The organism is Thalassoroseus pseudoceratinae, from assembly GCF_011634775.1.
Classification (GTDB): domain Bacteria; phylum Planctomycetota; class Planctomycetia; order Planctomycetales; family Planctomycetaceae; genus Thalassoroseus; species Thalassoroseus pseudoceratinae.
Genome location: NZ_JAALXT010000003.1, coordinates 949808 through 972489, shown reverse-complemented (window position 1 = coordinate 972489; position 22682 = coordinate 949808). Strand labels below are relative to the sequence as shown.

At 54.9% G+C, this 22682-nt stretch carries 18 protein-coding genes; 7 read left to right on the top strand and 11 right to left on the bottom strand.

From position 1 onward, the window contains the following. Positions 1–117 precede the first annotated feature (117 nt). Entirely contained in the window at positions 118–3675 is a 3558-nt protein-coding gene (locus G6R38_RS13780; protein WP_166826239.1) for a PVC-type heme-binding CxxCH protein, read from the top strand. Between the two features lie 3 nt (positions 3676–3678). Here G6R38_RS13780 and G6R38_RS13775 read toward each other — a convergent pair whose 3' ends face one another. After that, a complete protein-coding gene (locus G6R38_RS13775; RefSeq protein WP_166826236.1) occupies positions 3679–4359 on the bottom strand; it encodes a class I SAM-dependent methyltransferase in 681 nt (226 codons plus the stop codon). A gap of 114 nt (positions 4360–4473) precedes the next feature. On the opposite strand from G6R38_RS13775, the gene G6R38_RS13770 reads away from it, so the two are divergent. After that, on the top strand, positions 4474–5175 hold the full coding sequence (locus G6R38_RS13770) for a GYF domain-containing protein (RefSeq protein ID WP_166826234.1): 702 nt from the start codon (positions 4474–4476) through the stop codon (positions 5173–5175). Between the two features lie 324 nt (positions 5176–5499). Next, positions 5500–6630, top strand: a complete 1131-nt coding sequence (locus G6R38_RS13765) for a hypothetical protein (protein ID WP_166826231.1) — start codon at positions 5500–5502, stop codon at positions 6628–6630. A 98-nt stretch (positions 6631–6728) separates the two neighbouring features. On the opposite strand, the gene G6R38_RS13760 is transcribed toward G6R38_RS13765, so the two are convergent. Together G6R38_RS13760 and G6R38_RS13755 are read right to left on the bottom strand one after the other, a co-directional pair. Then, positions 6729–8081, bottom strand: coding sequence for a sigma-54-dependent transcriptional regulator (locus G6R38_RS13760; protein WP_166826228.1), 1353 nt, complete (start codon positions 8079–8081; stop codon positions 6729–6731). Between the two features lie 9 nt (positions 8082–8090). Then, complete coding sequence (locus G6R38_RS13755; RefSeq protein ID WP_166826224.1) at positions 8091–9488, bottom strand: sensor histidine kinase; 1398 nt, start codon at positions 9486–9488, stop codon at positions 8091–8093. Between the two features lie 284 nt (positions 9489–9772). Between G6R38_RS13755 and G6R38_RS13750 the strand changes: the two genes are divergently transcribed. Beyond that, positions 9773–10405, top strand: coding sequence for a TIGR02996 domain-containing protein (locus tag G6R38_RS13750; protein WP_166826220.1), 633 nt, complete (start codon positions 9773–9775; stop codon positions 10403–10405). Positions 10406–10440: 35 nt separating this feature from the next. Here G6R38_RS13750 and purD read toward each other — a convergent pair whose 3' ends face one another. Continuing rightward, positions 10441–11715 carry a phosphoribosylamine--glycine ligase gene (gene purD / locus G6R38_RS13745; RefSeq protein ID WP_166826217.1) on the bottom strand — a complete coding sequence of 425 codons (1275 nt, stop codon included), beginning with the start codon at positions 11713–11715 and terminating at the stop codon, positions 10441–10443. 364 nt (positions 11716–12079) lie between these two features. On the opposite strand from purD, the gene G6R38_RS13740 reads away from it, so the two are divergent. Both G6R38_RS13740 and G6R38_RS13735 read left to right on the top strand, forming a co-directional pair. Beyond that, entirely contained in the window at positions 12080–13102 is a 1023-nt protein-coding gene (locus G6R38_RS13740) for an aspartate-semialdehyde dehydrogenase (protein ID WP_166826215.1), read from the top strand. 60 nt (positions 13103–13162) lie between these two features. Next, positions 13163–14263 (top strand): cis-3-hydroxy-L-proline dehydratase, encoded by a 1101-nt coding sequence (locus G6R38_RS13735; protein WP_166826213.1) that lies wholly within the window; start codon positions 13163–13165, stop codon positions 14261–14263. A gap of 8 nt (positions 14264–14271) precedes the next feature. Here G6R38_RS13735 and G6R38_RS13730 read toward each other — a convergent pair whose 3' ends face one another. Further along, positions 14272–15162 carry a hypothetical protein gene (locus G6R38_RS13730; protein WP_166826211.1) on the bottom strand — a complete coding sequence of 297 codons (891 nt, stop codon included), beginning with the start codon at positions 15160–15162 and terminating at the stop codon, positions 14272–14274. 100 nt (positions 15163–15262) lie between these two features. Further along, entirely contained in the window at positions 15263–16897 is a 1635-nt protein-coding gene (locus G6R38_RS13725; RefSeq protein ID WP_166826209.1) for a S41 family peptidase, read from the bottom strand. Between the two features lie 479 nt (positions 16898–17376). Here G6R38_RS13725 and G6R38_RS13720 point away from each other — a divergent pair, with 479 nt between their 5' ends. Beyond that, complete coding sequence (locus G6R38_RS13720; RefSeq protein ID WP_166826206.1) at positions 17377–18627, top strand: beta/alpha barrel domain-containing protein; 1251 nt, start codon at positions 17377–17379, stop codon at positions 18625–18627. A gap of 10 nt (positions 18628–18637) precedes the next feature. On the opposite strand, the gene G6R38_RS13715 is transcribed toward G6R38_RS13720, so the two are convergent. The 5 genes from G6R38_RS13715 to G6R38_RS13695 all read right to left on the bottom strand — a co-directional run bounded on the left by G6R38_RS13715 (position 18638) and on the right by G6R38_RS13695 (position 22575). Further along, positions 18638–19306 (bottom strand): FHA domain-containing protein, encoded by a 669-nt coding sequence (locus G6R38_RS13715; RefSeq protein ID WP_206028575.1) that lies wholly within the window; start codon positions 19304–19306, stop codon positions 18638–18640. A gap of 97 nt (positions 19307–19403) precedes the next feature. Continuing rightward, positions 19404–19868: a response regulator gene (locus G6R38_RS13710; RefSeq protein WP_166826202.1), complete on the bottom strand. Its 465-nt coding sequence runs from the start codon at positions 19866–19868 to the stop codon at positions 19404–19406. 156 nt (positions 19869–20024) lie between these two features. Next, on the bottom strand, positions 20025–21308 hold the full coding sequence (fabF, locus tag G6R38_RS13705) for a beta-ketoacyl-ACP synthase II (RefSeq protein WP_166826200.1): 1284 nt from the start codon (positions 21306–21308) through the stop codon (positions 20025–20027). A gap of 163 nt (positions 21309–21471) precedes the next feature. Beyond that, entirely contained in the window at positions 21472–21963 is a 492-nt protein-coding gene (locus G6R38_RS13700; RefSeq protein WP_166826199.1) for a 3-hydroxyacyl-ACP dehydratase FabZ family protein, read from the bottom strand. 201 nt (positions 21964–22164) lie between these two features. Beyond that, positions 22165–22575: an acyl carrier protein gene (locus G6R38_RS13695; RefSeq protein WP_166826198.1), complete on the bottom strand. Its 411-nt coding sequence runs from the start codon at positions 22573–22575 to the stop codon at positions 22165–22167. Between the last annotated feature and the right edge of the window lie 107 nt (positions 22576–22682).

The following is a 22682-nucleotide window of genomic DNA, read 5'->3' as shown; positions in this document are numbered from 1 at the left end:
TCTAAACTACACCGAGAACTACCAACAATCAACGATCGATTCCCCGAGTTGTCAGTGGAATGTTGGATCGGCTAAAGTGAGAGGTCTTGCAATTCCTATTGTCCGGAGGCTCGACCGTTGAAGACTCGTTTACCCATCTTTCCCCTGTTCAGTGCTGCGTTCCTGTTCGGACTTGCCTGTTGGACCCATCTGGCTGCTGAAGATTCTTACCGTCCGCCGATTGCGCCCGCCTCGAACGAAGGCCAGCAGGCGATTGAAGGCTTCAAAATTCCGGACGGTTTCCAAGTGGAACTCGTTGCCGCCGAACCGCTACTCGCGAACCCGGTCGCTTTCGACATCGACGAACAAGGTCGCTTCTATATCTGCGAAACGTTTCGCCAGCAGAAAGGTGTAGAGGACAATCGCAGTCACATGGATTGGCTGCACGACGATCTCGCTGCCCAAACCGTGGAAGACCGGTTGGCATACATCAAAAAACACCTCGGCGAGAAGGCAGCCGACTACGCGAAAGAGCAAGACCGCATCCGTCTGCTGACGGACACCGATGGCGATGGCAAGGTCGATGAATCGACGATCTACGTCGATGGATTCAACGACATCGTGGATGGAACCGGAGCGGGTGTGTTGGCTCATCGCGGCGATGTCTATTACACCTGTATTCCCAAGCTCTACAAGTTCCGCGATTCCACCGGCGACGGCCAAACCGACACGCGGGAAGTGCTCAGCGATGGCTATGGCGTGCGGTTTGCGTTTCGCGGTCACGACATGCACGGACTGACGATCGGTCCCGATGGCCGCTTGTATTTCAGCATCGGCGACCGTGGTTTTCACGTCATCACGAAGGAAGGCGTCAAGTTACACCATCCCGATACGGGAGCCGTCTTGCGGTGTGAACTTGATGGCAGCGATCTCGAAGTCTTCGCGTACGGACTCCGAAACCCGCAGGAACTGGCCTTCGACGACTACGGCAATCTCTTCACCTGCGACAACAATTCCGACAGCGGCGACCAAGCCCGGTGGGTGCATATCGTCGAGGGCATGGATGCCGGTTGGCGGATGTATTACCAATACCTTCCCGATCGCGGCCCGTGGAATCGGGAGATGATGTGGTACCCGCACGACGCCCCACCGCTCGAGAAGGAAGGTCCCGGCGGTGTGCCGAAGGGGAGCGTCGCGAAAGATATCCAACCCGCGTACATCGTGCCGCCGGTGGCGAACGTGAGTGATGGGCCCAGCGGATTGGTCCACTATCCCGGCGTGGGTTTGCCGGAGAAGTACAACGGCAATTTCTTCCTGTGCGACTTCCGCGGCGGAGCCGGTCAAAGCGGCATCCGCGCGATCGCCGTCAAACCGAAAGGCGCGAGTTTCGAACTCGTCAAGAACGAACAATTCCTCTGGTCCACCCTCGCCACCGACGTCGACTTCGGCTACGACGGCAATATGTACTGGACCGACTGGGTCAACGGCTGGAACGGCGAAGGCAAAGGGCGGTTGTATCGGTTGACGAACTCGGAAAGTGAGAAAGCGGCGGAAGTCGCGAAGTTGTTCCGCGAGGGATTCGGCAGCACTTCCGTGGAGCAACTTGTCGAACTGTTAGGGCACGTCGATCAACGCGTGCGATTGGCGGCGCAGTTTGAAATGGTCAAGCAGAACCAGCGTGCCAAGTTAATCGAAGTGGCGAAAACGGATCAATCAGAGCTCGCACGTATCCATGCGATCTGGGCACTCGGACAATTTGTCCGCCAAATACCGAAAGATATGATTCGCAAGGAAGTGCATTCTCTGCGAGTCGCTCGAAACATCGATGTCCTCTCCGAGTCGTTTGCGCTACAGAAGCGACTGGTATCCGAAATTCGACGTCAACCGGCTGGCCGGCGTGTTCTCGATTTGTACGAGCCGCTAAAGAGTCTTATCAGCGATGAGAGCCCAGCAATTCGGCGGCCAGCCTTCGAAGTCCTATGTCGCTTACTGTCAATCGAAGACGTAATGATGTTGGTGAACACCGAGAACATCACTCCTTCTGCCGTACTAGGAATCGAAGAACATCCGCATGTCGTTGCTCCGATGTGGCTTGCATTTGCACACAATCGTAGCCTCGCAAGTCTTGTAGATTTTAGCTTCGCTAGACAATACGAATTGGTCAGAGAGGATCCGGTTTTGCTCCACGCCGCAGTTCAGGTGATGGCAGCAAATCTGTCATCTCACAAGGCTTTAGGTTTTGCGGAATTGGATCGCAACTTCTTGACGAATTCGCCAGACAAAACCGACCTCTTAATTCGAACGCTTGCATTGCGGCGAAATAGAGACCCTGAAATTGCTACCGTGCTGAACGACAGCGAAGCCAAGATCGTTCTCGAAGCCGCGCGGGCGATCAACGATGTGCCAATAGAAAAAGCACAACCAGAACTCGCAAAACTCGCGGGTCGTCCCGGAATGAGCGAAGCGTTGTTGCGGCGGGTTTTGAATGCGAATTTTCGGCTCGGTCAGCAAGAACATGCGGAAGCGGTCGCGGAGGTGGCAGCGGATGCGTCCGCGAGTGAGGCGATGCGGGTGGAAGCGCTCGAAGAATTGCTGATGTGGGAAGCACCATCGCCGACCGATCGCGTGACCGGCATGTGGCGACCGCTCGAACCGCGTGAAGCACCGTGGATGGCGGATGTGCTGGGTTCGAAACTCGGCGGGATGCTCAGTGGTTCGCGGCAGGTGCGGGAGTTGGGCATCAAACTCGCCGCGAAGTACGGCATTCAGGATGTCGGGCCGACGCTGCAAAAACTCCTCGCGGAGAAAGATCAACCCGGCGAAGTGCGAGCCGAGGCGCTGAAGGCGCTCGAATCGTTGAAAGACGCCACGCTCCGCGAACAGATCACATGGGCCGTGGCGGATGCCGATCCACTCGTGCGTGCGGAAGCCTTACGGATTCTGGCGGTTCTTGAACCGGAAGCGGCCATCGCAAAACTCGAAGCCGCCATTGCAGATGGTGAAACAGTCGAAGCTCAGAAGGCTGTCGATGTGCTCGCGGGCATGAAACTTCCCGCTGCTGAGGACGTGCTCTTGCGGTTAATGAGTCAACTGCAAGCCGGTGAGTTGGCAGAGGCGGTTCAACTCGATGTTCTCAACGCCGCCGAAAAACGCGGTTCGTCCAAACTGCGAGAAGCGATCGACGCGTTCGAATCGGCTCGACCCAGCGATGATCCGCTGGCGATGTACTCGGAAACGTTGCAAGGCGGACACGCCGGACGAGGGGCGGATATCTTTTTCGGTCGCAGCGAAGTCTCTTGCCGACGTTGTCACATGATCGGTGGCAGCGGCGGAAACGTCGGGCCGGATCTCAGCGAAATCGGCAAGCAGAAGGATCGGCGGTATATTCTCGAATCCATCGTCAAACCAAATGCCCAAATCGCTAAAGGTTTTGAGACCGTGTTGCTCGCGACCGATGAAGGGAAAGTCATCAGCGGAGTGATTCGAGAAGAAACCGACGACACCATTCAACTCATGGACAAGAACGGTGCCATCATCCGTGTGCCGACCGAAACGATCGTCGACCGGGCCAAGGGCAAAAGTTCCATGCCCGAAGACATGATGAAATACCTTAGCAAGTCCGATTTGCGGGATCTCGTTGAGTATCTCGCCCAACAGAAAACGCCCCCCAAGAAACCCAGCGGACACGCGGAGTGAAACTTACGGTTGGACTCCGCTGACGGTCCAATGTCGATCCGAGGTTTGCGAGACCCACTCCTTCGGATAGCCGAAGGAGTGTAAGATCTCTTGGACTTCATCGACGGTGAGAGCCGCGTGGAGGGAATCTCGAAATAGCTGCCGAGCGTGATCAGCTTCATTCTCGGCATACGTTTCGACAAGTTGATCGAGCGTGTGTTGGTCGGCTGGTCTCATTAAATCTCGGACGAACAACATCCCGCCCGGTCGCAAGACGCGCAACATCTCGCCGAACACGTCAGCAGGTTTGGGGATATGGTGTACGATGCTGTTCGACATCACGCCGTCGAACAGCCCGTCCTCAAAGCCGAGTTTTTTCGCATCGGCATACTTCAACCGAATGCGTTCCGAGAGCCCACGCTCCGTGACCCGTTGCCGCCCGAGCTTGAGCATTTCTTCGGCCATGTCGATGCCAACGATGGTCCCCGAACCACCTTGCTGACAATATTCGATAGGAATCAACGCTGTCCCGGTGCCCACATCGAGGATGGTTGAGTCCCGTCCGAATATGGAATCGAAGCGGCGGCGTGCCGTCAGATAGTCTGCGACGAATACTCGATTGACGTCGGAATGATCCATCGCGTCGTAGTCGACAGCATCGTCCACGCTGTCCATCACTTCGGGTTCTAAAATCCGCTCAAGCATCGGCTAGTCTTCCGACAAATTTCACAAATGCGTTTTGCCCAGGCTCTGTTGTTCTGGTATTTTGGAGCAACAATTCCTCGCAATTCGAAATTATCACATCAAACGGCATTCGTCATGGCAAGCGGGTGGTATATCAAACGCGGATCGAAGATGCACGGTCCCGTCTCGACGGCACAACTCAAGAAACTGGCAGCGACTGGCAAGCTCAAGCCTGACGATCAATTGTCGCAGGCGAAAGAGGGGCCATTTCGCTCGGCCGCCAAAGCCAAAGGATTGTTTGCTGCCAAGCCGAAACCCAAGCCGCCCGAAGACGAGTTTGTCGAAGCGGTCGTGATCGAGGATGACGATTACGAATCGTATGATGACGGCATGGATTATGATGACTATGGAGACGTCGACGATTACGGGGACTATGACGACTACGAGGATGTCGAGGAAGAACCTCGACCCAGTCGGCGTCGCGGGGCGGCGTCCGCGCCTGCGAAATCTCGACCGGCGAAGTCATCAAAATCAAAGACCAAACCCAAGAAATCCAAGGCCAAGAAAAAATCATCGGACGATGACGACGAGGAAGAAGACGGCCCTTGGTGGTTGAATGTGCTTTGGGGCGTTGGTTGCATTGGGCTCGGGTTCTTTCTGTTCTTCATGGCGCGGTCTGCCGAAGCGTCTGGTGAGGCGGTCGACTTCGGACGCAAGGGCGGGATTTTCAAATTGATCTACAGTTTCCTGGGACCTTGGGGGGTATTGGGAGTGTTGGTCCTCGCCGGCTGCGGATTCCTCTACGCCGCCTACGACAGCTACCAAGCCGAGAAATAAGGCCAACTGTAACCTGCAATTTCCGCTGAGCTTCACGACTGATTCATGGTGCAACGGTTTGAACCGCACTGGTCACGCACCGTGTTCTTGTCGGTCGGCAACGATGCGTGGTGCCGGTGAGAGTTGCGATCCCTTTGCGGAATCGATGTAATCGTTAAAGGTTGACCATTTTGCGAAGGCTACCGAGAGTTATTGGATTTCCCGATACACAAAGGGTGTCGTCGCTGCCTATCTTGCCGATAGCGATGTTATAACAGAACTCGTCAATTGGGCGGTTGGTCAGTTGGGAAATCGTTGATGGAGATGATGATGCATTTCGAATGGATGAAAAGTCGCCTGAGCTTCCGGGGAGTCTTTGCGAAGAATGCTTCCACAAAAGCAAGACGCCGCAACCATTCCCGGATGGCCGCGACCGCCGAAGTTTTGGAAACGCGACGTGTGTTGAGTGCCGCCACAGTCACGCCGGATGTGGTACCAGAAACCATCATCAACGACGATGCCTTCGACGAAATGGTCTCGGGCGACTTCTCAGGCGATGGCACGCGTGAGTTGTTCTTCTGGAATCGGCAGACCGGGGCCAACCGCTTCGTCGATCCGGAAACCGGAAACTTCTTCACCAATACCATTGATCCCCGTCAAATTAATGGCGGCGTGTTTGAGAGCGTGACGGTCGGAAACTTCCTCACAACGACTCCTGAAGAATCTGAGATGTTCTTCTGGGATCCCGTGTCTGGTAGCAACCGAACCGTTGTTGCACCGGACCTCAGCGTGACGTCGCGGGATGGTGCTGTCGTCTTTGACAATCTTGTCGCCACGAACCTGATCAACGGCAACGATTTCTCCACCATCGTGGCTGGCGACTTCCGCACCGATGCCGCTGATCTCGATGAATTGTTCTTCTGGGATCCGTCGTCCGGACAAAACCGCTTCGTGACGTTCAGCGGCTCGTCATCGGGTTCCGCGTCGTTCTCGACGAATGTGATCAACCCCGCGGCCATTAACGGCAACGATTTCACGATCGCGACAGCCGGCAATTTCGATGGGGCCGCAGTCGACGAACTATTCTTCTTGAACAACGGGACTGGCCGGAACCGAATGGTCCTCCTGAACGATAACTCGTTGAGCGTCTTTGCGGTTGAAACGAATCTGGTCGCCCCGAATGCCCTTAACGGGAACGTTTACTCGACGGTCATCACCAGCGATTTTGATGGTGACTTGGATTCCGATATTTTCCTCTGGGATCCGCAGTCGGGGCAGAATCGCTTGCTGAGCGCCACACCAGGTCAACCGCCGACGTTCCAAGTGGAAACCAATTGCGTGAACCGTGCGGAGATTGACCGCGTGTTCGACGAAGTGACCTTGATCGACGGTGCCACGATCAATGCGGACGGCTTGTTCTTCTGGGATGCGTCCGAAGGCACCAACACGAAGGCCGATTTCACCACGGCTCCGTAGAGCAATTTTGCTCTTATTGTAGTGGGTAGTGTCACGTGGAGGCGGGGGACAAAGGCGTTTCCACGCCCACCACGGGCACGACCAGAATACAATACGGCCTAGAGATCGATGCCGAGTTCTTCGATTTTGCGATACAAACTCGATAGCCCCAACTTCAACCGTTTGGCGGCTTGGCGTTTGTCGGGGTACTGTCTCAGCACACGAATGATATGCAATCGTTCGTAGTGCCGAAGGGCACTGCGAAGGTCGTCGGTATCTGGCAGCGGCGAGCACAACCCGAGTAACTCCGGTGGTAAATCTTGGGGACCGATCCGGTCGCCATCACACATCATGACCGCACGTTCGATGGCATTGTCGAGCTGACGAACATTCCCCTTCCATTCTGCGGACATCAGCACGCGGATGGTCTCACTCGTGGCCCCGGAGACGCGTTTCCCCATCGATTGGGAATGCTTGCCGATGAAGTATTCCACCAGCTCCGGAATGTCATCGAGCCTTTGTCGCAAGGCGGGAATCGGGACTTTCACACCGTCTAATCGGTAGAACAAATCTTCTTGGAATTTGTTTTCCGCGACTTCACGAAGAAGGTCGTGCGTCGTCGAAGCGATGATGCGAGCCTCAATCTTGACCGTCTCCGACCCGCCGACCGGCATAATTTCCTGATACTCGATTGCCCGCAGCAACTCGGCTTGAATCCCACCGGGAAGCAATGTGACTTCATCAAGAAAAACTGTCCCCGCTCCGGCGTTTTTCAGAATTCCTGGGAGATCGACGGTTCGGCCGGACAGTGCCCCCCCGCGAGCCCCAAACAATTGCGTTTCCAGCAATTCCACCGGACGCGTGCCGCAACTCACCGCCAAGAACTTTTCCTGACTATTCGGCCCAGCCGCATGAATGGCGCGTGCGAACAACTCTTTGCCAGTTCCGGTTTCGCCGACGAGTAACACATTGGAATTCGTGACGGCAACTTTTCGGATCGTCGCTTGAAGATCCGCCAAACGCTGACTCGATCCCACGATTTGATCCAACGGTTCATGACGTCCTAATTCCCGTCGCAAACTCCGGTTCTCCGCGTGGAGATCCGCAAACTTGAACAGCGTTTCCAGTTTATGCCGCAGGTCCTCAAACAATACCGGTTTGACAAGATAATCAAACGCCCCGGCCTTGAAAGCTTCAACCGCATTTTCGACCGTGGCGTAAGCTGTGATGATAAGTACGAACAGATCCAAGTTGATCTGTTGCAGTTTTCGCAGAAGCGCCAAACCGTCGCCGTCTGGGAGTTGGACATCGCAAATGGCGACATCGAAGTCCCGCTGTTGACACATCTGCACCGCCTGACGCGCGGACCCGGTCACTTGAACCGCATATCCCAACCCCGCGAGAAATTCGGCGAGACTGGTCCGGATGATTTCTTCATCTTCGACAATGAGAATGGAACGATGACGTGTCATTTTGAAGGGCTATTGTGGGGTTGAAATCAGTTGATCGGGAAATGAATCAGGCTCGGGAGCCGTGTTCGAAGGCTGGTCCGGGCAGAGATGAATCGTAAACGTGGTGCCGTCGGGACTCGACTCAGATAAAGTAATGCTGGCGTTGCGAATCTCTTGTAGAATATGGCGGCAAACGAAAAGTCCCAGACCGGTGCCCGAGTCTTTTGTGGTGTAATACGGCTGAAAAATCGTGTTGCAATGTTCTTCGGCGATTCCATGTCCGTTGTCACGGATATCGACCCGAATTCGACCATCGTCCATACTCGTGCGAATCTCCAGACGCCCACCGTCTTGGGTCGCATCCAACGCATTGAGAACGACATTCAAAAAGACTTGGACCAACTGATCGCGAACAACTCGCAATCGGGGGAGATCATCAGCGAACTGCGTGACGATCTCGCGTCCCTTTTTCCGTTTATAGTATTTCGCGATGCTCAAGGCACCGTTGATCAGTTCATGGACATCGCAGCGAGTCCGTTCAAGTGACGCAGGACGACTGAAGCCGACGAGTTCGCGGAGCGTTCGTTGAATTCGATTGAGCTGATCGGCGACCATCTGCAACCGCTCTCTGGTGTAGTCGTCCAGATCGCGCATTTGCAGCAGTTGAACAAGAGAACTAATCGCCGCAAGCGGATTTCCAACTTCGTGGGCGATCCCCGCCGCCAAGAGTCCAAACGCCGCCTGCTTCTCCTGCTGGACCAAGAGCGCTTGGGATTGTTGTAATTCACGGGTTCGCTCGCGAATTCGTTCTTCGAGCAACCGTTGCTGATCCCGAAGTTGATCGTTGGCGGCCGACAACCTTCGTCCTGTCCGTTTCAGAATGCCCGCCAATGCCGTCCCGGACCACGTCAACCACCCCATCAGTACGAGCATGAAAATCAAGTCGGTCAAGGTGTGGGCTTCGCCAACGCTGACGGAAGCTCCCGGCGAGAGCGCTATCAGCAAAATGTAGCTCGTGGAGTGCAGCACGAACGTCGTGTAGGTCACCGCCCTGGAGTAGCGAATCGCACAGAGCAGTAGCGAAAGAAAGTAGTAAAACCGAAACGGGCTGGACAAACCGCTGTCAAAATAGCAGAGCAATCCGATAAAGATTGCTTCCATCAATGAGGTCACCAAAGGAAATTGGCCGAGAAAAATCCGGCCCCGAAGACTATGCCAAGCATCCGAGCAAGCGTAGACGGCTCCCAACGCAAGAATCGCGTTCAAGGCGGACTGATTCGTGCTGCGTTCGATGAGATTCACCAACACCCAACCGACAATCAAACCGAACCAGCGAATTCGCACGCTGATCGCCTCGGCTGCCAGCTCCCAGGCCGGTTCGTCTCGGTCAATGTCTGATTGCACACCACACCCCTTCAAAATTTTCACGCAGCGTCGCTAGATTATAAGTACAATCGTCCGAACTGCCCACCACTGCGTTTATTGATTGGTTCCGCCATTCGGATTCTTCTCACCGAAACCATCGCGAGGTGGAAAGAGGTTGTCGCCGATTATTCTCGGCTGCGACGTTCACGCAGGAACTGGATACGGTGACTGGCCGCCAGTGCCGCATCACCGTTATCGTTGGCACTGCGGTATGACCGTTCAGCATTGAACGCTGTGCTATCATTCTTCAGGTTCCCAAGAAATTTGTTTGGCCGATCGACCGAGGTATGTTTCCTGAAGAAGACGCTTTTCACGACGCGATCTCGATGGAACCATTCGACGTCATCCCACGATTGGTTTACGCCGATTGGCTCGATGAACAGCATGATCCGCGTGCGGAATTGCTCCGTGTGCACTGCGAATTGGCAACAATCCCGACCAATGCAGCGAGCTTTCCGGATTTGGTCGAGCGAGAGAAATCCTTGCTGCGGTATTGCGATCGGCAATGGTACGAAACGATTGCGATCGGCTTTCAATTCCGGATTGATGATGTGCTTCCACGAAGTGTCGGAACCGCGTTTGATCTGCCGGATGCAACTTTGCTGCTCTCGGGGCGATTACAGATCGGTCGCGTGTGGTCAATGCAAACTGTGAATGTACCGTTGGTTGACGGTTCTCACCATACGCACACGCGAACGCTTTTGGAGCGTTTGGACGGTTTTGTGGAATCGTGGGGGTGCGAAGATTCCGCGGTTGGCGGGCTGCATCTCCAATTCGCCCGGACAAAGATCCGACCGGAGGATGTCCAACGTGGCGGCATCTGCACGGCAGCGGCTCCACCATATAGTACCGGATTCCAAGACGATCCTCCTCAAGCCACCGTCTCCGGCAAACGGAAGTGGTGGCGTTTTCGGAGTTGATCTTCGTCTGTTTGCAGTCCGAAGCGACTTCAAATTCACCCACGAGCTTTGTCGGAGATATCCTTCCGACACCAAGCCCCTTCCCAACGAATCTTTTTGACAGCTTCGTAGGCACGTTTCTTGGCACCGATGACGTCGTCGCCGAGAGCCGTCACGCCGAGAACACGCCCACCGTCGGTGAGAACGTCGCCCCCTTGCATCCGTGTTCCTGCGTGAAAAACTTTCACCCCGTCCATTGCGTCGGCGTCGGCGATGCCACGAATGGGGCGGCCTTTTTTGTAATCGCCAGGATATCCTTCGCTGGCCATCACCACACAGACCGCGGGACGCGGGTCCCATTCCAAATCTGGGAGATCGGACAAACGGCCTTCGCTGGCAGCCAACAAGACCTCGGCAACATCCGTCTTCAGACGCATCAGAACTGGTTGCGCTTCCGGGTCACCGAATCGCACATTGTACTCGAGCACACGAGGTCCTTGAGCAGTCATCATCAAACCGGCGTACAATACACCCATGAACGGGCGGTCATTCATACGGAGCGTGTGAATCGTCGGGATGAGAATTTTCTCGATGATCGTGTCCATCGACTCTTGGGAGACCAATGGAGTTGGCGAATACGCCCCCATTCCCCCGGTGTTGGGACCTTTGTCGTCATCGAATGCCGGTTTGTGATCCTGTGAGGACTCCAGTGGAAGAATGCTCTTTCCATCGACGATCGCCAAGATACTGGCTTCCTGGCCGACGAGTTTCTCTTCGATGACGATGCGTTGCCCGGCTTGACCGAATTCCTTGATCTGCATGATCCGTTTGATCGCCTCGTTGGCTTCTTCACGACTCTCGCAAACGGTCACACCCTTCCCCGCCGCCAACCCATCGGCTTTGACCACCAACGGTTGCTCGCTTCGGGTTTCAACATATTGCAACGCGTGTTCGAAATTCGTGAACGCACGGAACTCCGCCGTGGGCACGCCCGCCTGACGCATCAGGTTTTTCGAGAACACCTTGCTGCCTTCAAGTTCGGCAGCCAACCGCGATGGACCAAACACACGCAAACCGGCATCACGGAAGGCGTCGGAAATACCGGCCACCAACGGAGCTTCCGGTCCGACCACCGTCAAACCGACGGCGTTCCTTTGGGCGAATTTGACTAACTCGGGAATGTCATCGCTCGCAATCGGGACATTGGTCGCATCGGCGGCCGTCCCTGCGTTCCCGGGAGCGCAAAAAACTTCGTCGACCATCGGCGATTGACGCAATTTCCACGCCAACGCATGTTCACGACCACCCTGGCCAATCACCAAAACGTTCATCACCACACCCACCGCCGTTTATAAACCGATTGAATCATCAAGCCGCAGTATATCAACCTACGAGAATTCTCAGTAGAGATCAGCGCATCGGAAAGTCGAATTCCAGTCGAATCCATTTCCCAGTAGATGGAATCCGCCGCAAAAGTACACATTGCTCGAAGACTTACATGGGAATTCCAAGGAAGCTCTCGTTGATCCAATCAGACTGTAAATGCCGATCGACAGTGGCAATCCAATTCACGAAGCCATCGGCAAAATATCCACTGTGGTTTCGTTTGCATCCGCGTTCCCTGCGGACATATACTGAACCAATCAGATTTTGAGACGCCCAACGTACGCCCGCATCCGGGCTGGGAGAAGGACTGTGTTTGAGACTGTTGCTGTTGTTGGTGCCACCGGTGCCGTGGGTCGAATCATGTGTCGTTTGCTGGAGCAGCGAGCGCTGCCCGTCAACACGTATCGATTTTTGGCGTCCAAACGCAGCGCAGGTAAAACACTCACATTTGCTGGCAAGGACTACCAACTCGAAGAGCTGACACACGACGCCTTCGCGGACACCGATTTGGTCATCTCGACCACTCCCGATGACGTGGCGGCCGAATACTTGCCCGCCGCGGTTGCTGCTGGGGCGATCGTGATTGATGAGTCGGGCTTCTGGCGGATGAAACCCGATGTTGCGTTGGTCGTGCCGGAAATCAATCCTCAGGCCGCTTTGGATGCCAAGGGCATTATTGCCAGCCCGAATTGCTCCACCACGCAAATGGTGATGGCCCTCAAACCGCTTCACGATGCCGCCCGTGTCCGTCGCGTGATCGTCAGCACCTATCAAGCCGTCAGCGGTGCCGGTTTGCAAGGAACGGAAGATCTCATGCAAGGCACGAAGGCCCATCTCAATGGCGAGTCGTACGATTATCAAGCCTTCGCCCACCCGATCGCCTTCAATGCACTCCCGCAAATCGGCAGCATGAAGGATGACGGATACACCAGCGAAGAACTCAAAATGGTCTACGAGACTCGCAAAATCCTGGGGGATGAATCGATTCAGATCAACCCGACTTGCGTGCGAATCCCCGTGGCCAATTGCCATAGCGAAACCATCACCGTCGAAACCGATCGTCCAATTTCCCCCGAGGAAGCGCGCGATCTGTTCGAAGCGTTTCCCGGCATTGTCGTGGATGACGACCTGGCGAGCGGACAGTACCCGTTGCCTTCCACCTGCACCGATCGAGACGAAGTCTTCATCGGGCGGATTCGGAAGGACATCTCTCATCCAAACGGTCTTAGCTTCTGGTGTGTCAGTGACAACCTCCGCAAAGGGGCTGCCACAAACGCTGTGCAAATCGCCGAACTGTTGGCCAAGCACCGTTCTGCACAGCCTGCAAGTTAGGTTAGCACGAAAGACGAACGACGAGAGACCGATTGCCTCCCACCGAGCCGGATTACACTTATGAAGATCACACGTATTGCGGCTTATCAAGTGGACTTGCCCCTGAATGAGGGACGATACTCTTGGTCGGGCGGGAAATCGGTCGACGTCTTTGACAGCACTATTGTGCAAGTCGAAACCGATGCCGGCTTCACGGGCTATGGCGAAGTTTGTCCGCTCGGACCGTTTTATCTCCCCGCTTACGCGAGAGGTGTGCGGGCGGGCTTGGCCGAACTTGCACCACATCTGATCGGTGCCAATCCCGTCGAACTGACAAAACTCAATCGCAAGATGGATGCCGCGTTGCAAGGGCATCCGTATGTCAAAAGCGGAATCGACATCGCCTGCTGGGACATTCTTGGCCAAGTGACCAATCAGCCGGTGTGTTCCCTGCTCGGCGGGCGATATGGTGAAGACTTCGTTCTCTACCGAGCGATTTCGCAAGCCACACCGGACGAAATGGCCGACAACGTCGCCGGTTATCGCGAGGAAGGATATCGTCGATTTCAGCTCAAAGTCGGTGGCGATCCTGATACGGATATCGCCCGAATTCATGCCGTTCGCGAACGTCTGCACCCGAGCGACAAACTCATTGCTGATGCAAACACCGGTTGGACGATGCACGAAGCCATGCGAGTTGTTCGGGGTGTCCAGGATCTGGATGTCTACATTGAACAGCCCTGCCTCACCTACGAGGAATGTCTTTCGATTCGTCGGCAGACCAACCACCCATTTGTACTTGATGAAGTGATCAACGGAATTCAACCGCTACTTCGCGGTCATGCGGATCTCGCGATGGATGCCGTGAATATCAAGATCAGCAAGTTCGGTGGATTGACGAAGGCCAAGCAAGCTCGCGATTTGTGCGTTTCCCTTGGCATTGCAATGACAATTGAAGATAGCTGGGGTGGGGATATCGTGACTGCTGCGATTTCCCATCTCGCTCATAGCACTCCAACCGAATTGCTACTCACTTCGACGGATTTCAACAGCTACGTCTCGGTTTCGACTGCGGATGGGGCTCCACAACGGCAACACGGTCGGATGGCGGCATCGACGGCACCAGGGCTTGGCATTCAGCCGAAACTCGATGTTCTCGGCGGACCAATCTGGAGCACGTAGAGACAAATTCATCGGGGCCAATCGATTCGCACGACTTTGCCGCTCTCGAATCCACAAAGCAACCAATGCCCGAGCGGATCGACTTCGAGAAATTGAATTTCTTCGGCAACGTGAGTCGCCCAGAGCAACTCACCGCGGTTGTTGAGCCAATACAAACTCTGCTCCTGAGTGCCGACCGCAAGGAAGCGACTGTCATAGCTGACCGCGACTCGCGATGGCGACCCATTCACGAGAAACGTCGGCCCGGGCTCGCCGCTCCGTTCCAGACTGACCACGCCATGGTTGTACGCCGCGAGCCAAATTCTAGGACTCAGGTGATCGGTCTTCATGTCTCCCAGGTTGCCGAACCGGTCCGATGTCCAAAGGAGATCACCAGTTTCATTGAACCGCTCCAACCGGCCGTACTTCGTGGCGACTGTGACTTCAAATTTTCGTCCGCACGCTACGACGTGTCGAGGCCGGGGCTTCGAGGTGAAATCCGAGAACCGCTCGTTGTTCTGACCGATAAGGTATCCGTCGCCGCTCTCTAAAGCGACTGCGAGCCAACGCCCGTACGGTTCCACGGTCAACGCAGAGATCGGGTGATTGAATCGCCGAACCCATGCGGTCTGAAAGTCTGCACCGAGCATCCGCAACTCTTCCTGAAACGCTACAAACGTTGGCGAGTCGGCTGTTCGCCCGGTTGCAAGACGGGTTAGTTTCCGAAATCCTTGCACCATCCTTAGCCGGTTGCCACCGCTGTCGATTTTGGCCAGAAACCCGGCTCGATCCGCGAGCAGAATCATGCCGGTTTCACCGACCAACTCGAGCGAGCGAAGTGGTGCATCGGCGTGGAATGTCCAAGCGATTTTGGGACGGCGACGCGTGCTTTGGCCCACCCAATCCCAATCTTGCGACATCGCTCGCTGTTCCTTGTATCCGTCGGAGCGCGGAATAACTCACCCGGCGACCACCGGGTGAGTTTCAGTCATTCGTCATTGGTCGTCTTCGCTGACTGCCTTAGCGAGATGCCTGACGATTCAGGACTTCAATGCCTTTGCGAACGTCCGCGTCGGCGAGCAAATCCGCATCGGGCGTGTAGGCATAAGCGGCGATGTGCTCGTCAACGTCTTCCACGATCACATCCGGACGCACGCCGATCTTCCCTAGAGTGTGACCGTTCGGCGAATAGAACTTTGCCGTTGTCAGGCGAAGTCCGGTCGATCCCCGCAGTGGAAAGATACTTTGGACCGACCATTTCCCATAAGTCTGTCGTCCAATGATCGTGCCACGACGGTGGTCCCGAAGTGCCCCGGCGACAATCTCGCTGGCGCTGGCGGAATCTTGATCGACGAGAAGCACCAATGGGATCGATGTCGTCTTCGTGGGCCGAGCGGAGTAACTCCAGTTCTGATCTCGGTTCCGCCCTCGGGTCGAAACCAAGACGCCTCCATCGAGGAATCGATCCAAGACTTCGACCGCTGCGGTGAGCAATCCACCGGGATTGCCCCGGACGTCCCAAATGAGTGACCGCATTCCTTGCCGATTCAGTTCCGCGAGTGCCTGATCGAGTTCAGCGGCGGAGGTCTTTTGGAAACCCGTCATGCGGATATAACCGACTCCTGCACGTTCATCGAGCATCTTCACAACCGGAATACTTTTGACGTGAACCGCACGACGTGTGAAACGCCCTTCCCGTTCTTGCCCGGTCAGGTGAGTTTCGTATTTCAGTCGCACGATGCTCCCCGATTGACCACGCAAAAGTTTTGCGGCTTCATCGGTCGTCATGTCGCGACAATCAATGCCATCAATGGCAACGATGTAGTCGCCCGGACGCAGTCCGCCGGCAAGTGCGGGGCTATCGGGAAGCACGTTCACGAGGTGCATGCCCCGCCCGCCTTCCGCTTTCATCTCGATCCCGAGACCGACGAATTCGCCTTCGATGTTGCCATACAAGTCGTTCAACTTGTCTGGCGTTAGGTAGCTACTGTAGTCGTCCAAGGCGTTGCAGCCACCGAACACGTATTCGAGAATGGTTGCGGTTTGGTTTAGTCCGCAAGTTCGCTCTGCCAAACCAGCGACTTCGAGGATCGTCCGTCGTGCTGCCAAATCGTCGGCAACGGGCTTGTTCCAATATCGCTCCCGCAGGATGTCCCGCATGGCTTGAATGTCTTGAGCCGACGCATTCTGCAGGTGATGCGAACGGAACTTCCGATTGTTGAGTGCCAAGTAAAGGCTTTCGGTCCCGTGTGCAACGAACGAAGTCACACTGATCGAATCAACAAATCCCGACTGCACTTTACTCAGGAGTTCTTCGAACCGGCTCAACGCTGCGGAGCTTGAAAGTGTCAACAACTGCGTGTCGAAACTGCGGTCGGCGTAGCGTCGTTCGATCCCGAAGTGAACCTTCGAGCGTCGTAGTCCGTACTTGAGGTAATCGTTGTTGGGCCATTTGTCGAGTGCCTTCTCGTAGTGGTCAATGGCTTGCAACCACTGATAGGAACGCTCGAGTTCGGCTCCGGATTGAATCGCTGTGCGATCGTCTTGCGGCGGTGTGTCGAACTTCGGAGCTTCCAAGTTCTCCTGAGCAATCGCTGCGTTGCTCGTCACGATGCAGAGGCCGCCCAACAAGGCAACCGCCAGCAACGGACGCATTCGAAATTTGACGTGTTTTAATCTCAGTTGTCGTTTCAATTGTAGTCCCCCCGGCATCCGACAAATGCAGAGCACCCGATGTTATTCATGGTGTGCGTGATGGTGTAAGGTGTCTGCGGTTGTCGAAGATTTGTTCTTGGTAGACCGAGAAGTTGTTTTGCGTGAACTTCCGCGGCACAACTTGAATATATGGTGGGGAATTTCGGTCGTCAAACAAATCTATTCGTTCTCATCGCCGGAGAATCGTTACAGTCTGCCTAAAGAACCTTCGCACCCGAACCAAATTCCGATTCGGTCGACGAGGAAGGTTATACCAGCACCGATCAGGGGGCTTTTCCCCAAAACATTTGTTGTGATACCCTCGGCCCTTGATTCGTTTGACCAGAATCTCACGGTGATGTTGCCAAAAAACCACATCGACATTCTGGAAACTCAATTCATTCTCAGGCAGAGCACACCCAATGGGGGCATTTGACATCATGTCATCACCGAATCCGATCCATCTGCTGCGTGGGGAACCTTCAATTCCTCCCGGATTCGCAAACCGTGTCCGTGATGACTACCGTGCGTTCGCGGAGCGTGGTTTGCCGGATGATTGGAGCGAGTACGTTCGACACCATTATGAAATGGACCTTTCGAGCACCTATGCCGACATGCCCATTCGCAATCCGTTCGGGAAAGCGTCGGGACAGTTGTCGATGACGCTGGGGCAAGTGAAGGATGACATCGATAGCGAACTGGGATTCATCGTTCTCAAGACCGTAATCGCCGAGGATGAATCCGGCGTGCAAACGATGTCGCCTTGGAGTGTCCGCGAAGCGAAAATGACCGTTGAGCCTATCACTGGGCAAAGCGGCGAAGTTGGCTGGACAGTCAGTTGGAAAGGACGCGGTTGGTGGCGGAGCTTTGACGATTACCTGGAATTGGTCAGCGATGCGGCGTGTTTGTCACGCGGGACGAGTATTCCGATCGTGCCTTCGGTGAAGTTTCACTTGCCGACCGAAGACGGTGAAGAGTGGCGAAATGCTGAATATCACCATACCACTCGGAAACTCTTGGCCGCTTGGCGAACTGGCATGGGCGACACCACCCCAATGCCTTTGGAGAAAGACTTCAGCCCGACATTGGCCGGGAGCGAGAAGGCCCGCGATCAAGCACGCATCTTGGAGTGGTTGCGCGAAGTGCCGGGATTCATACGGGAAAGCGTGCCTGCGGATTCGGTATGCATTGGACTGAAAATCATGAACGCACTCTACGAAGACGAGTTTCAACGTTGCATGATCGACGAAGTGAACCAGGCTTCCTCGGATGCGGACTTTTTCATCTATGGCAACCGGCTGTTCGATCCCAATCGGGTCTATGACGACCACCAGGGAATCGCGTATGGTGGACCGGATCTAAGCGATCGCAATCTCCGCATCATGTCGACAATGGAGCCTGGCCGATTACCGTGGTCAGCCACGGGAAACATCACGACGGGACGGATGGCGATGGAGTATGCACTGTGCGGGGCGAGTAGTTTCCAGATGCATACCATCTTCCAACTACCGGCAACCGAATACTCGATGAAACAGGGCTCACGGACCGAGCGGACGCTGCATGAACTGGTTTTCCACCCCCAGACCGGTCTTCTGGTGTGGATGAAGGATATTGCAGATCGAATCGAAGTGAGCCAGAAGCCCATCAGGTTCACTGACCTCGTTGGACTTCGCAATCGAGTGCTGGAGTAAGAGCGACAATTCAATCGAATTCGTCGGGATCGGCCAGACGCCTGAGGTAAACGGCCAAATCCATTTCCAGTTTCAACAACCGCTGCCAACGGCTCCATTCAATTTGCATCGCATATGGGCCATCGCCGCGTCGATCTTCTTGGGCCGATTTGACCAGCTTGTGAATTTGCTCGTGCACATACGCCATGGCATCGGACACTTCCGCCCGATGCGCGGGCCGCAGACCGCTTGGCGGGTCCGGCACACCGTTAGGAAACAAGTTCAACGACGATTCGTTCGGATCAGACGGATGGAAGGCGAATCCACCGCTGCCGCCTGGAATCGTGTGCTCACCCGTGGGATATGAAGCCAAGCCTTGCTGCCGCAATTCACGATGCCGCTGCTGGACTTCCTCTTGGCTACCAAAGACCAGCAGACAGCGACCGATACTCAACTGGTCTCCCACTTGGAGAATTCGCATTTGAACGGGATGCCCATTGACACGGGTGCCGTTCGTGCTTTCGAGGTCTGTGAGGATGACCCGTCCGGCGTCCGATTGGATTTTGGCGTGAAATCGGCTGACACGCTCATCATTAAGGCGAACGGAGTTATCGTCTTCACGACCAATCGTGACGGGCAGCGGTAACTGCGTGAAGACTCGACCGCGTTCCAATCCTTCAATTACTTGGATGGTCACCATGGCCACCGACCTATCGCCCCGCGTTGTCGCTCGATTCGAATGCCCGCCGCAATACTGTACCAAACTTGCCTGCAAACAGACAGCGTTGAAATGAACGTTATGAATTCCGTAACCAATCCGGTATTTCGACGTGGCGTTCCGCCAAGGCGACTGTGACCGATTTCAATAATTCGCGTCGACGAATCGGTTTCGCCAAAATCTCGTGCGCATTCGCTGCTAACGCATCGCGTCGCAGCTGTTCGTTCACATCGGATGTAATTAAAATGCAAGGAGTCGCGACGTGAACACGCTTGAGAATTCGAACGGTTTCCAGACCCGTCAGCCGACGCATATGCATATCGACCAAGGCTAAGTCCACTGGCAAGGTCTCGGCCAACTCGATGGCCTCCTCACCCGAACCAACCTCGTGCGTCTCAAAACCGTCTTCGAACAGATTCCGGAGTGTCTCGCGGAACCCATCATCATCATCCGCGATCAACAATTGCAATGGACGATGCGGCTTGCGGACCGGAACATTCAAATCATCTTCGTCGGACGTCGGACTCAATCGGTTATTCGACATGGATCAACCGAACATACGGCATTATTGCGGGATATGAAGCGCTACCATTAATTTTATGTCCGAAATCCGCGGAAACCAAACAATCGGGCAAAAAAATGCTGCGAAACGTTTGCCGATTGAGTGCCATGATGCTTGTTCGAGTCAATCCGATGTCGGCTAAGCCGCAAACTTTGAGAGCACCAGAGAAATATTTTGGCCTCCAAATCCAAAGCTGTTCGACAACGCCGTACTGACAGGAACTTCGCGGGCCTCGTTGGGAATGCAATCGAGGTTGCACTTCGGATCTGGAGTCTCGTAATTAATGGTCGGCGGGAGTACGCCATCACGAATGGCTAGTAGGCACGTAATCGCCTCCACACTCCCGGCGGCGGCAATCAGATGACCCAGCATGCTCTTAATGCTGGAAACCGGGATTTTGTCAGCCGTTTCACCCCAAACTTGGCGGATCGCGGCGGTCTCGACTTTATCGTTAACGGAGGTGCTCGTTCCGTGCGCGTTGACGTAATCGATGTCGCCTGGGGTACACTTGGCATCCCTCAGGGCAGCACTCATGCAGGCGACGGCACCGCGTCCCTCAGGATGAATATCAGTAATTCGGTAGGCATCGGCACTTGAGCCGTAACCGATGATCTCGCCGTAGATCGTAGCCCCACGTTTTCGGGCGTGTTCCAATTCTTCGAGGATCAACATTCCCGCGCCTTCGCCAATCACAAAGCCATCGCGGTTGAGATCGAACGGCCGAGACGCTCCTTGGGGATCGTCGTTTCGCGTGGATAACGCTGTCAGCAAGTTGAACCCGGTGACTCCGAACGGGTGAATCATGCTATGAGCCCCGCCGCTCAGCATCAGGTCGGCATCACCGCGACGGATGATTTCACGTGCCTCACCAATTGCTTGGCTCGACGCCGCACATGCGGTCAAGCAGTTGAAGTTCGGTCCTTCAGCTCCAAACAAGCTCGCCAGGTGAGCGGAAGGCATGTTCGGTTCTTGTTCCAGCTCGGTCTGGGCAGTCAATCGTTTCAAGCCGGCGGTGATAAATTCTTCTTCGTTCAGCTCACCCTCGTGTGTGGACTGAGCAATCATGTCCATGAAGATTCGGAATTCTTGTTGCCCCTCACCCGCACCGAGATAAACCCCAAATCGGGCTGGGTCAAAGGATGCATCGGCGAGGCCAGAGTCCTGGACCGCTTGATGAGCCGCCCCGATTGCGAACAAAGTGTTTTTGCCGGCGTAGCGGAAGCGTTCGACATCATCGACGTAGCGACTCAGGTCGAAATCCTTGATTTCCGATGCGAACTTCGTGGGAAAGTTCGAAGCATCGAAACTTTGAGTCGCTCCGACACCACTCTTGCCTTCCCGCAAGGCTTCCCAAAGTGTCGGGACGTCATTGCCGACCGGTGTGATACAACCCAACCCTGTGACGACTACACGACGGCTCATAGATTAATCTCAGTGAAATAGGTCCCCGCACACTCTTTGGAACGAAATTCGATCTCGTTTCTCAACGCGTCTCGGGGAACAATTTTTCTGGGGAAACAGAGTTCAGGAAGTCTCACCCGTCGCAACAAGACGAGATCGAATTACTTCTCTGCATCCAAGAATCTTACGACGGCGAAACGGACCCATCGCCCGCTTTGCCAACTTGGAAAACCTGCATCAAACCGGAGTTGAATACAAAGTTCTTCTGGTCAATACCCTGGATGGCCGGATCGTCGGACTTCAGGTGAGCGAACATGATCTCACCTTCCGCCACCAACCGATCACCGACTTTCGCAGTACAGGTCACGGTGCCGCCTTCGTCGCGGCGGTCGACCAATTCCGTGGAATAAACAAGCGTGTCGCCAGGCTGAACCCAGCTATGAAACTGCATTTTCGGGACCTTCGCCAAGACAACGATGTACCGAAACTGATTCGACTCGCCCAACAATATCCCGCCAGTTTGAGCCATGCCTTCGATCATCAGTGACCCCGGCATAATCGGGAAGCCAGGAAAATGATCGTGCAAATGCTCTTCGGCCAAGGTGACGTTCTTGATTGCCTGCGCCCGGACGCCGCTTTCAAATTCGACGAATCGATCAATCCATATCCAACGCATCTTGGACGCAACTCCTCAACCGTAATACGGCGATCTATTCAAGCGGTGTCTACGACGCCATTTGCGTCGATGCAGGACCGTCGAACGGAAGAACCGTTCCGGTGAAAACATTGAGGGCTCAAAATTCGCCTCTAAACGTGACGAAACATGCCCTCCACAATGTGCGGGAGCATGTCGCATGTTTCGTCGCATTTTGGAGACCTAAGCGGCTTTGACTTCCGCGTCGCCGTTGAGTTTGCGATCGAGGAAGTTCACGATCATTTGCACGGTGAACAAGTTTGGGATGTTTTCGGTGCGAGGATCGGTTTCGAAGGAATCGATGTCGGCATGCGGCATGGTTTCCCGCAATTGCTCAATGCCTTCCGGCGTCACTTTGCCGTCTTTGATGTAGTCTGAATTAGCTGACAGCACATGCTCGGCGAAGAGTTCTTCGCGAGGGATTTGTGTGTCGAAGGTCTTGTCCAAACGGAACTGAATATCGAGGTAATCGATTGATTCCGCCCCCAGATCGCCCGCGAGAGTGGCATCCAAGGTAACTTCGTCGTCGTCAACACCCAGCGCGTCTACGAGGACTTCTTGAACTTTTGAGAAAATCTCGTCTTGACTTGGCATCTTTGCTACTCCTGAGAAATGACGCAATCCTTTAGCGTCAGCCCAGTTCGGGTCAAATCTCCTCGCAAGCACACAGCTTGCTGGGATTCCAAATTTGCTCCACGCAA